The organism is Viridibacillus arenosi (assembly GCF_001955655.1).
Lineage (GTDB): Bacteria > Bacillota > Bacilli > Bacillales_A > Planococcaceae > Viridibacillus > Viridibacillus arenosi.
In genome coordinates this window covers 33,248-44,895 of record NZ_MSPW01000018.1, presented here as the reverse complement: position 1 = coordinate 44,895, position 11,648 = coordinate 33,248, and the positions used below count along the sequence as shown (strand labels likewise).

8 protein-coding genes are annotated in these 11,648 nt (G+C 35.1%); 7 read left to right on the top strand and 1 reads right to left on the bottom strand.

The window, feature by feature from the left end; genetic code table 11:
- From BK137_RS22450 to BK137_RS20645, 3 genes are all read left to right on the top strand, one after another.
- The coding region (locus tag BK137_RS22450) for a hypothetical protein (protein WP_218642297.1) at positions 1-813 on the top strand (813 nt) is incomplete at its 5' end.
- Positions 814-1,020: 207 nt separating this feature from the next.
- Positions 1,021-1,251: a hypothetical protein gene (locus tag BK137_RS20650; RefSeq protein ID WP_038179850.1), complete on the top strand. Its 231-nt coding sequence runs from the start codon at positions 1,021-1,023 to the stop codon at positions 1,249-1,251.
- Between the two features lie 79 nt (positions 1,252-1,330).
- A complete protein-coding gene (locus BK137_RS20645; RefSeq protein WP_038179848.1) occupies positions 1,331-1,531 on the top strand; it encodes a hypothetical protein in 201 nt (66 codons plus the stop codon).
- 727 nt (positions 1,532-2,258) lie between these two features.
- On the opposite strand, the gene BK137_RS20640 is transcribed toward BK137_RS20645, so the two are convergent.
- The gene (locus tag BK137_RS20640) at positions 2,259-3,986 is read right to left on the bottom strand and encodes an ABC transporter ATP-binding protein (protein ID WP_038179846.1); all 1,728 of its coding nucleotides are present in this window, start codon (positions 3,984-3,986) and stop codon (positions 2,259-2,261) included.
- Positions 3,987-4,293: 307 nt separating this feature from the next.
- Here BK137_RS20640 and BK137_RS20635 point away from each other — a divergent pair, with 307 nt between their 5' ends.
- The 4 genes from BK137_RS20635 to BK137_RS20620 all read left to right on the top strand — a co-directional run bounded on the left by BK137_RS20635 (position 4,294) and on the right by BK137_RS20620 (position 11,569).
- Positions 4,294-5,532: an ABC transporter permease gene (locus BK137_RS20635; protein ID WP_235175676.1), complete on the top strand. Its 1,239-nt coding sequence runs from the start codon at positions 4,294-4,296 to the stop codon at positions 5,530-5,532.
- A gap of 13 nt (positions 5,533-5,545) precedes the next feature.
- Positions 5,546-7,036, top strand: coding sequence for an ABC transporter permease (locus BK137_RS20630; protein ID WP_038179840.1), 1,491 nt, complete (start codon positions 5,546-5,548; stop codon positions 7,034-7,036).
- 26 nt (positions 7,037-7,062) lie between these two features.
- Positions 7,063-8,865, top strand: coding sequence for an ABC transporter substrate-binding protein (locus BK137_RS20625; RefSeq protein WP_038179838.1), 1,803 nt, complete (start codon positions 7,063-7,065; stop codon positions 8,863-8,865).
- Between the two features lie 268 nt (positions 8,866-9,133).
- The gene (locus BK137_RS20620; protein ID WP_051448568.1) at positions 9,134-11,569 is read left to right on the top strand and encodes a hypothetical protein; all 2,436 of its coding nucleotides are present in this window, start codon (positions 9,134-9,136) and stop codon (positions 11,567-11,569) included.
- Positions 11,570-11,648 lie beyond the last annotated feature (79 nt).

Sequence of the window (11,648 nt, the reverse complement as noted above, 5' to 3'; positions counted from 1 at the left end):
GCAAGCAATTTAACAACGGCTAAATTACAATATGATGCAGCAAAAACAGCAGTAGATGCCGCAAGAGCGAAAGGTGCAACAGTATCAGATTTCGGTTCGAACTATTCAAATTTAGAAGCGCAAGGAAAAGAAATTAATCGCTACGAAGAAGTGAAAAAAGCAGCGATTAAAGATGCAACAACAAAATTAGGAGCTCTCACATTCTTGACAAACAACTCAATTGATGATGCAACAAAGTTAGAAAAAGCAGAAACACAATATAATGCAGCAGACACAGCAGTAAAAGCAGCAATAGCAAAAGGTGCGACAGAAGCTGATTTTGCAAATCTTGCAAATTTAGCAGCGCAAAAAAACGAAATAAATCGCTATAAAGCAGAATCTGAAGTGACAGCAGCTGTAAAAGTTTTTCATGAAGCACATGCAAAAGCACTAGCATTAACTGTAGAAAATGTTGGGATTGAAAATGAAGCTGAAGTGAAAGCTGCGTTAGAAGCATATGGAAAGTTATCACAAGAAGCGCAAGCGAAACTATCTAATGAAAAAAAACGACTTGATGAATTAGAAAAAAAAATAGAGGAATTAAGAGCAACTGAGAATAAAGCACAAGTAAACGCAGGAAAAATAATTACAACATTAGAAAATATTAATTGGGAAAATGCCGATAAAGATGTATTAGATCAATGTTCAACAGAAGTTAAGGATGCAGAGTTCTTCATAGATAAGATAAAAGATGTAGTAGTAAAAAAAGAATTACAAAAACGTTTAGATATAATAAAGAAAAAAATAGATGAAGGATATGCAAAAATAGATTGAACCATTCGAAAAGAAAATTAGTATTTGCTAACCTTAACTTTTTAACTGTTTTTCCAATCAAAAAGACTGATAGATGTTGTTAAAATAGAAAAATAGCCAATAAAACAACAGAAAATGGAGTTAAGTGTTTCATTCTGGATAACCTAGAGAAGAAGTAAAAAATAAAAATTTAATAATAAGGAAAAACACTTGAGGAGAAGAACAATTATGAAAGAATTCAAAATAACGTACTTCTTTGATGAAGAGCATTACATTAGAAGGTTTATCCATGTGGAATCTCAAGAAAAAGCGGAAGCACTAATTCAAAGTGAGAGAGAACAGTATGTAACGTTTACGGATAGTAGAGGTATCTATCATGAGTTACATACAAGTAATGTTCGGGTAATTCAAATTTCCGAATATCACAGAATCGACAAGAGTAAAAAAACGGTAAACTGACTTCAGCGATCCATACATTTCACTCATAATAATCTGTCCTTGAGGGAACATAAAGGCATACCAAAATGGAGGTGTCTTTATGGATAATAACAACGGGGGCAATTTTACGTCTGCTGGAACAGATATTGATGAAGTAAAAAGAAAAAATGCAGAGTTCGGTTTGTCTTACAATGAAATAAAAGCAGTGCTTGCAAAAACTGGCGGATTAGGTACGGCAAAGTATAGTGATACGAATAGTGAGGAAGTAAAAAGCAAAAATCAAAACCAGTTTCCAAATTAATTGTGAAACCATGATAGATTAAACAATAGGTACACTGAAATCCCTAATCTGTTTAGAGGTTAGGGATTTCAGGTTGTCGACAAAAGGCATTCAAAATGCTCACATCCTAAATGTCTTTTTTTATTTTATATATTTTGGTTATTTAAAATTCTCTATTATAGATAAAATACTGTTAGAGTATTAACTTTTATACCGTTTTTAGACTTTGCCAAGTCCGATTGGCGAATTTCTTTAAATTCATAGCAACAAAAGTAAGCATCTCCTGCATGGACACTTTTTTAGACCTTTAAGGTTATCCAGAGTATCCTCAATTTTCCCCGTAAGATGTTCTTAAAGTACTAGCGGATACAAAGCAATCATTTCAATTTAATCTCTTTTAATATTTGTTATTATTTTCTATAACATTAAAGATTTATTTATATTACATGTGTAGTTGATTGGAGCGAAGGTGGCGACTCCTGCGGGAAAAGCGGGACAGTCCAAGACCCTGCAGGAGCGTAGCGACGAAGCGACTTGGCGCCCGACCGCGGAAAGCGTCCACCGTAGCGGAAATCAACGGTCTTATCTATTTCTATACAACAAATAATGTACTTTATAAATTTATTATTCCAAGAGTATTTAAACTCTAATAGTAAGATGATTCATTTTTAAATATTTTCCCTTTAGCAAGAAAGCACAATAAAAAACGTAGCCATACATTTATATGGCCACGTATTTTTATAAAGTGTTAGTTACTTGAAAGTACCCAATGACCAGGATTAACCTCCTGCAAAGTACTTTGGCTGAAATCATAATTTTGTACTTCTACTGCTTCTTTTTTTAATTTCTTTGATTCAATAGAAGGGTCAGGAACGGGTACAGCAGCTAATAATGATTTCGTATACGGATGAATCGGGTTGCTATAAAGCTCTTCACTGTCTGCGAGTTCAATAATTTTCCCTGCATTCATCACGGCAACGCGGTCACTAATATGCTTTACCATCGACAAATCATGTGCGATAAACAGATACGTTAAGCCAAGCTTCGCTTGCAAATCCTTAAGTAAATCGACAACCTGAGCCTGAATGGAAACATCGAGTGCAGATAGTGGCTCATCACAAACGATAAATTTTGGATTAACAGCTAAAGCTCGCGCAATACCAATTCTTTGACGTTGCCCGCCCGAGAATTCATGTGGATAGCGCATCCCATGTTCTTTTTGTAAGCCAACTAGTTCTAACAATTCCTCTACACGTGCAAGTCTTTCAGCTTTTGTTTTACATAATTGATGAATATCCAAAGACTGACCTATAATATCCAACACCTTCATGCGCGGATTCAAAGAGGCATAAGGGTCTTGGAAAATAATCTGAATCTCTTTGCGCAGCTGTTTCATTTCCTTCTTATTTAATCGATTAATAGCCATACCTTTGTATAATATTTCTCCATGTGTAGCTTTTTGTAGCTGTAAAAGCAATCGCCCAGTAGTCGATTTTCCGGAACCAGATTCACCAACAAGACCTAATGTTTCTCCAGGTTGGATTGAAAAGCTAATGGAATCTACAGCTTTTAAAGTACGACCACTTCCAAGTGGAAATACCTGATTCAAATCTTGTACTTCAATCAGTGGTTTATCAGGGTTAATATCTGCTGGTAAATGTAGCTTCTCTTTAGGTTTTTTCTTTTCATCCATACGGGGAAGTGCATTCAATAACTTCTTTGTATATGGATGTTGAGGAGAAGCGAAAAGCTCCTCAGTCGTATTTGATTCAACAATTTGGCCTTCTTTCATAACGACGACACGGTCACACATACCGGCAACAACACCTAAATCATGTGTGATTAAAATAATTGAAGTACCAAATTGCTGTTGCATTTTTTTCATTAAGCGCAGTATTTGAGCTTGTATAGTTACATCTAGCGCAGTAGTTGGCTCATCAGCAATGAGTAGTTTTGGTTGGCAAGCGAGAGCCATAGCGATCATGGCACGTTGACGCATTCCCCCAGAAAATTCATGTGGATATTGATTGTAACGTTCTTCAGCATTTTTTATTCCTACAAGTTGCAGCATTTCAATTGATCTGTTTTTCGCTTCTTTAGAAGTAAGTTGCTGATGTTTTGTGAGGATTTCATCTATTTGCTTGCCAACTTTAATCGTTGGATTCAGAGATGTCATTGGATCTTGGAAGATCATACTAATCTCTTTTCCGCGAACTGCTTCCATTTCGTGATCAGTAAAATTAGAAATCGTTTCTCCTGAGAATTCAATAGAGCCGTCAGTCATTAACGCAGGTGGAGATGGAAGTAAACGCATAATGGATCGTGCAGTAACACTTTTTCCAGAACCAGATTCACCGACAATTCCTAAAGTCTCTCCTTTATGTAATTCAAAAGAAACCCCTTTAACCGCTTCAAAAACTTCGTGATTTGAGACAAATGAAATATGTAAGTTATCAACCTTTAAAATACTATCCATATAATAATTCCTCATTTACTGAAAATTTAAAATAATTATGTTGACTTCTAATACGATAAAATTTATACTTTGTTTCTAATAGTATACTAAATTACTAGGAATAATCAAGATTAAAGGAGTGATTTTTCTGAAAATAAAAAATGAACGGATAAAAGGCAGTTTAGAGAATGTTTATAGCAATCTAAGCTCTCTCCTTTTTTATAAGTACATAATATTTTTGTTAGGTTTACCAGTTCATATCGTCATGTGGTGCATTTATAAAACAAAATATAAGAGCACGCAATATCAGCAAATGCTATTTGAGCATATGGAAAAGATAAAAAAATCTTCTACATATAGTGAACTGATTCATCGATATGAGGAACAATATCGAAGTAAAAAGCTATATTTCGATGAACCCATCCATCAACAAGAAATGCAGGAGGAAGCGACAAAGCTTGCAAATGAAAGTGTGTTGAAAATGGCGCAAGCTGAATTAGAAACAACTGATCAAAGCAATACAAATTATCAGCATTTCTTTGCAAAATGCTTACAAAATAGAAACTTTGTTATTGTGAGTTTTATACCAGGTATTCTTATGTATTTGTTCTTAATGATTTATGCTAGGCCGCTCGTTCGCTATATTTTCGAACGATTAGTGATGACTATTTTTGTAATTATATCGGTTACCATCTTTGTATTCTCTATTTTGCATTTTTCTCCTGCTGATCCAGCAGCAAATATTTTAGGAGAATCAGCAACAGCTGAGCAGCGAGCAGAGTTTGATCATAGATATGGGTTAGATCAATCGTACTGGGTGCAGTTATGGGATGCGACAAAAGGGATTCTGACGTTAGATTTAGGCTATTCCTATACAGGCAATGAAGATGTAATGGCAAGCATTGCAAACAAATTCCCTGTCACACTAACGATCGCGTTTTGGTCATTATTAATGGCTATAGTAATAGCGATTCCAGTTGGGATGATATCGGCAGCGAAGCCCAATTCATTTTGGGATTATAGCTTTATGTTTATCGCCTTAATCGGGTTATCTATTCCTAACTTTTGGCAAGGACTTGTGTTCATTTTGAACTTTTCAATAAAGTGGCACATACTACCAGCTACGTATTCTCCAGGTGATTGGTTATCAATCATAATGCCTGTAATTGTATTAGGGACAGGGTTAACAGCGTCTATTGCGCGAATGACTAGATCCTCCATTTTAGAAGTAGTGAACGAAGAGTATATTGTGACTGCGAAGGCGAAGGGTTTAAAGCCAAGTCGAGTATTTATCAACCATGCTTTACGTAATGCAATCATTCCTATTATTACAATTATCGGACTGCAATTTGGTGGCATGCTAGGCGGAGCAGCAGTAACAGAGAAAGTATTTAATATTAGTGGTTTAGGCAGTTATATCGTAGATAAACAATTCGTTCCAGATATTCCTTCTATATTAGGGGGAGTTGTCTACATTGCTATCACGATTTCGATTGTAAATTTAGCAGTTGATATTCTATATGCTTTCTTAAATCCAAGAATTCGATCGCAAATGAAAAATACTTAACGAGGTGTATGAAATGACAATACAACAGGATTTTGCTTTAAAACGATCGCAAGAGTATAAACATGCACTCTTTGTTTTAGTTATTTCAATTGCACTAGTACTTGTTTTTCTAGTGAATGCCTTTGATGTTACAGAGGGAACATGGAACAAAGTTTGGGGCTCTTTGACAATTGCTTATTTAGTAATAGCATGTTGGCAAACTATTATTCTAGTTTGTATGAAAAGAGATTTACAAAATACGGGGGATATTCAAAAAAGAACAAGGTTAATGAGTGCAGTAAACTTACTAACTATTTTAGTGGGAAACGTTTTTACGACAACCTTTGCCTTCCGAATGTTACGTCGCAAAGCTTCTATTGAATATACGCTTTCTTACTATATGTTGTTGACTCAATTGTTAATTGTTTCTGTGTCATTATTAAATCTATTTAAACCATATGTCTCAGATATGTTTTTACTTTCAATGGCTGTATTTATTTTATTAATCATCTTTGATGTCGTAGCTGTAGTGATCTTCGGCAAGCTGGATACGGACCGTCATATTAAACCTGCATTTAAATGGTTAGGTATTGCTTTAATCATTACAGGGTTTTCTGGAAATATATTTGGGTTTATTTTAGGGTATAGCGTGTTATTAAAAAGTACAAATCGAGATATGTCCACGATTGATAAGTGGAATAAGATCTGGTCTAAAATCACAAAGAATTTTACAGCGATGCTAGGCTTACTATTTGTAATTTTCACATTTGCTATTTCAATTGCTAGCTACGGTACATTTGTTTATGAATTTGCTGTAGAAAACAATTATGAATCCATGTTATTAGAGCCAAGTTTAGCTAATCCATTTGGCACGGATAACTTCGGGCGAGATGTATTTTCCCGAATTATTTATGGCGCACGTATTTCATTAATTGTTGGTGTAGTATCAACAATTATTCCATTAGTTATTGGTGGATTCCTAGGTGCAGTTGCTGGCTATTACAACAAGTCAATTGATAACGTCATCATGCGTATTTTAGACGTTCTGTATGCGGTTCCTGGTATCTTACTAGCGATTGCTATTATTGCCGCATTTGGTGCAAATACAGTCAATTTAATCATCGCCTTAAGTGTAGGATCCATTCCTACCTATGCAAGAACAATGCGTGCAAATGTCATGATGGTATCCAATTTAGAGTTTGTAGAGGCTGCAAAGGCATTAGGGGAAGAAGATTGGAAAATCATCTTTAAACAAGTAGTACCCAATTCATTTGCACCGATGATTGTCAAAGCAACCCTAACTATAGGGGGAGCAGTGATTGCTACAAGCAGTCTAAGCTTTTTAGGTTTAGGCGTGGAACCACATATTCCAGAGTGGGGCAATATTTTAAAAGTAGGAAGCATGTATCTTGAAACCAACCCCTATTTAGCGATTTTCCCAGGGATAGCCATTATTTTATTAGTACTTTCCTTTAACTTCTTAGGGGACGGGTTAAGAGATGCTTTAGATCCAAAATTGGATTGATAAATATTATGTATGGAGGAATTTAAATGAAAAAGAAATTAGTACTTTTTTTAGCGGCAGTAGTACTCGTTTTAGCAGGATGTGTTAATACAAAATCCGATGTTAAAAAAGATGAATCAAAACCATCTTCAGAGACAAAAAATACGTCTATTGAAATTTTAGGCATGAGCACAGGTGAAGATGATTTAAATATTTTGCGTGACCAACTTACAAAGAATGGATTTAATGTGAAGTTAAACATTCAACCTGATTACGGTAGTTTCACTGCGCAAAAAGATGCCGGCAACTACGATTTAGCGTTAACTGGCTGGACAACTGTAACAGGTAACCCTGATTACGCTGTTCGTTCATTATTTACCTCTGACGGTGACAATACTTTATTTGCCGATGAAGAAGCAGATAAATTAGTAGAGAAAGCAAGTACGCAATTAAAAGAAGAATACACACAAACATATAAAGAATTAGAACAGTTAGTAGTGTTCGATAAAGCTTATATTGCCCCACTTTATACTTCATATAAAGCACAAGGCGTTAACAACCAAGTAATTGATGAAAAAACTTTACGCTTACCAAAATCTAGAGCAGCAGTTTGGGAAGCAATATCATTCAAAGATAAGGCTAAAAACGCATCACAACCTTTACTTGCTCAACAAGGAATCAGTGCATTAACTTCGTTAGATCCGATTAAAGGAAATGACGGTTCTATCAATACATTAAATACAAATATGTATGTACGCTTGGTGAATTTAACGGATGATGATGAAGTTGTATCAGATGGCTCATTGTCATTAAATCACGCGATTGCAGATGGCAGTAAAGATTATTACTTCTTATTACGTGATGACATTCAATTCGCATCAGTTAAAGACAAAAAAGCAGTTGACTCAGGTGAGCGCGTTGGAGCAGAGGATGTAAAATTCTCACTTGATCGTGCTAAAGATAAAAACTCAGTACCTGACCACCGTACGTATAGTCTTCATGAAAGCATGAAAGACATTTCTATCGTAAGCGACTTAAAAGAATTAGATGTAAAAACAACAGATGGTCAATCGACTGTTCGTGAACAATTAGAAAAAGGTTTAGATAAAAAGATTTCAACATTAGTAAGAGATAAAACAAAAGCAAATAACGGCTCTGGCGCATATCAAATTGTTAAAGTAACGACTGAAAAGCCATTCCCACAAGTACTAAATTACTTAGCACATCAATCTGCTGGTATCGTTTCTAAGAAACAAGTTGAAAGTATTAACACGTATGATGTAGCAAAATATGATGTTAACAAAGATATCGCGTATGGTGATCAAAAAACAATCACTGAAGGAAAAGACTACAATAATGCTCTTTATGCAAGCGGACCTTACATCTTAGTTTCTAAAAATGATTACGAAGCGAAATTTGTGAAAAACCCTGCTTACATGAAAGGCACAGAATATGAACCTAAAATTTCAACAATAACAGTGAAATTTATTCAAGATCCAGAAAGCGCATTGTCTGCATTACGTAACGGTGAAATTCATATTTTAAATGGCGTTCCAGAAAGTAAATACGATATCGTGAAGAAAGACGACAAACTTACATTGCAACAAAACAAGAGTAATGGTGTCGCATATCTTGCTTTTAATATGAAAGACCGTGATGTGTCTAAGAGTGTAGCATTACGCCAATCAATCTTGTATTCGATTAATCAAGAAGAAATTAAAAACTTCTACCAAGGCAACAAAATGAACGCTGTTTCAACGTTGAGCCCTCTTGTAGAAACTGGTTTAAAACTAGAGGCAGATAACAACAAAGCAAAAGAATTATTAAAAGAATACCAAAGTGAGAAGTAACAATTTCACTTAACAAATCATCCCCTAATCTTTTTGGTTAGGGGATTTTAAATTTGTCTTCAATAGTATATTGATATAAATATTAGTAAAATGCTTGAAAGATAAAATTGGCATCACATTTATATGATTTTTATACAATCTAACATCAATCCTGAATTTAAAACCCATGAATTTTTAAAAATACCTTTATTATACTATTATTGGGTATTTTGATATACTATTCCTAATGGAAAGTAGTGTGTGATATCTATTAAGGAGGATTTTAGAAATGGGGAAATTTAGATTAAAGTTCGTTAAGCCTGTAGCTTCTTTCGCTATCGGAGCCGCGATATTAACAGGATCATTTGCAGTAACGGAAGATACCAATACAGCGTTCGCTAAATCTGCGACTGTCACAATTACAAAAGGTAAATTAGTTTCAGTGAACACAGGTAAAGCTGTTAAAGGTTATAAATCTTTCAAAGGTGTATTATACAAAGACGGTAAAAAATTTACGGGACTTTATAAAAAAACGTATTACAAAGCAGGGATAAAAGGAACAGGTCTCTATAAAAACGTATATTACAATGCAGGGAAAAAAGGGAATGGATTATTCGGAAAGAAATTATATCAAAATGGTAAAGAATTCACAGGCATTGAAAGCGCTTCTGGAAAACTGTATGTAAAAGGTACTGTGGCAAATGGTGTAGTTCTTTATCAAGGTACTAAAAAACTATATAAAAACGGATTTGTCGTTTCAACTACAGTTAATGCAGTGAAAGTGATTAATAACACAACGATTGAAGTCACATTTGAAAATGCACAAAAGGTTAGCGAAATTACTGCTGGACGTTTTGTCATTGAAGGTTTAATCGTGACAAACGCTGCGATTAAAGCAACTGATGACAAAGTGGTTGTATTAACAACATCCGCACAACAAGCTGGCAGAAAGTATACAGTAGCACTTGATGGCGTTAAACAACCAGAATTTGTAGGAGTCTCTGCAGTAATGCCAACAAAGGTTTCACTAAAAAATGCTTCCCTTCAAGGAATTTTAGGTGCTCAAGTAACAGTTGAGGCACAAGTAGACGTAGAGAATGGTCAGTCAAAATCTTATATTCCAGTAACTTTTACTATTGGAAATGCAGCGGATACAAGTAAAAAAACAACTGTCGAAGTTCTGACAGACGAAAATGGTGTAGCCAAATATAGTTACATACAGCATGTCTTTACTCAAGATTCTGTATATGCATATTCATCGGTAAACTCTGGCGTGAAATCATCCGAAACAAAAGTCTATTGGGGTGACTCTGAACGTTTAAGAATTACGGATGTGACAAAGGAATCTACAGTAGCCAATAATTCTAAAAAAGTATATAAAGTGAACGTCAATCCAGTAGATGTATCAAGTGATACAAAAGGTAAATACGTCAATGTTACATTTGCCGAAAACTTGAATGTAACATCAGATAAGATTAATCGCAAAGCACAGATTGTAGAGAGTAATAAGACAACACCTTATCAAACTGCAACGACTCAAGCGGGAGCAAAAGTGTATGTTAATGCTAAAGGTGAAGGAACTTTTACAATTACAGGTGCTAGTACATCTGTAACACCGATAGTATTTGCGAATGGTAATGATTCGTTAGAAAGATTAGATGCGGCAGAACTACAAGCAAAAGGATCAACAGTTAAGTTTGACATTAAGCATTCGATGATCTTAAATGTTGAAGCGCTTGGAACAGAGAATGCTTCAAACGTTTCGACAGTCAAAAATGTTGTAGTTGGTAATACATATGCGGCAAACTTTGGTGGCCGCCAATATGTAGCAACGATAACGGACTTAGCAGGCAATAAAGCACCCGCTAAAATTCCTGTTAAAGTAGCATTAAAAGGCGACGCAGAAACAGCTTATATTTTCCAAGACAATAAACTAATAACGCCAGATAGATACGGTAATTACACATTAGTAACGGATAAAAAAGGTACTGTAGCATTTACAGTAATTAATAGAAAAGTAGATTCTTATATTATTCCAACAGTATTTATCGATAATGCTTCAAATGCGGGAACTGGCCAACTAGATGATGGTGATTTACAACAAACAGCACCACTTACTTACTTTAACGAAGCAATTGTAAGCATAGCTAGTATGAAATTCGTCAATGCAAATGGTGAGGATGTAACTTCAATTTCAGCGGAAATGCCAGTGACACTAAATTATCAAACTGTAGATCAAAACGGCCTACCATATGCACCTAAAGTCGGCAGTACAGTTACGTTTGAATTTAAGTCAACATTTGCTACGGTGATCCTATCAAACGGTATAAATAAAGTTATTACGCCTGGAAGTGCAGATAACAGTCAATTATTAACAATGGGGAACAACGGAAGCATCACATTTACGCTTAAATCAAATCTTGCAGATGTGGTGAATATCGAAGCGATTTCTTCGGATAGTCTCATTGTACCTGCTACGGCTACTTTAAATGTTTTAGATCTAGCAACTGCTTTTGAAAGAGCCAATAGTGTAACAGATATAGATGGTATGCTTGCTGCTTTATACGAAATGGATTCTTTAAATGTGAAATTATCAAGACTGAGTGTTACGAATAGAACTGCAGTTGCAAAATTCGTACTAGAAAAGCGCCCAGCCGGAGCAGGCTACGCTAATCAATCAGATTTAGAAAAAGAATTCAATGTAAAATACAATGAAGTAAAATAATCAATCAACTACAAGCAAGCCCTTCAAACTAAGGTTTGGAGGGTTTTATTTTCAGGCAATTAAAATCATAACGGAACAA

Coding starts and splice junctions, on each gene's coding strand:
- BK137_RS20650 (WP_038179850.1), top strand. CDS start 1,021: ATGAAAGAATTCAAAATAACGTACTTCTTTGATGAAGAGCATTACATT.
- BK137_RS20645 (WP_038179848.1), top strand. CDS start 1,331: ATGGATAATAACAACGGGGGCAATTTTACGTCTGCTGGAACAGATATT.
- BK137_RS20640 (WP_038179846.1), bottom strand. CDS start 3,986: ATGGATAGTATTTTAAAGGTTGATAACTTACATATTTCATTTGTCTCA.
- BK137_RS20635 (WP_235175676.1), top strand. CDS start 4,294: ATGGAAAAGATAAAAAAATCTTCTACATATAGTGAACTGATTCATCGA.
- BK137_RS20630 (WP_038179840.1), top strand. CDS start 5,546: ATGACAATACAACAGGATTTTGCTTTAAAACGATCGCAAGAGTATAAA.
- BK137_RS20625 (WP_038179838.1), top strand. CDS start 7,063: ATGAAAAAGAAATTAGTACTTTTTTTAGCGGCAGTAGTACTCGTTTTA.
- BK137_RS20620 (WP_051448568.1), top strand. CDS start 9,134: ATGGGGAAATTTAGATTAAAGTTCGTTAAGCCTGTAGCTTCTTTCGCT.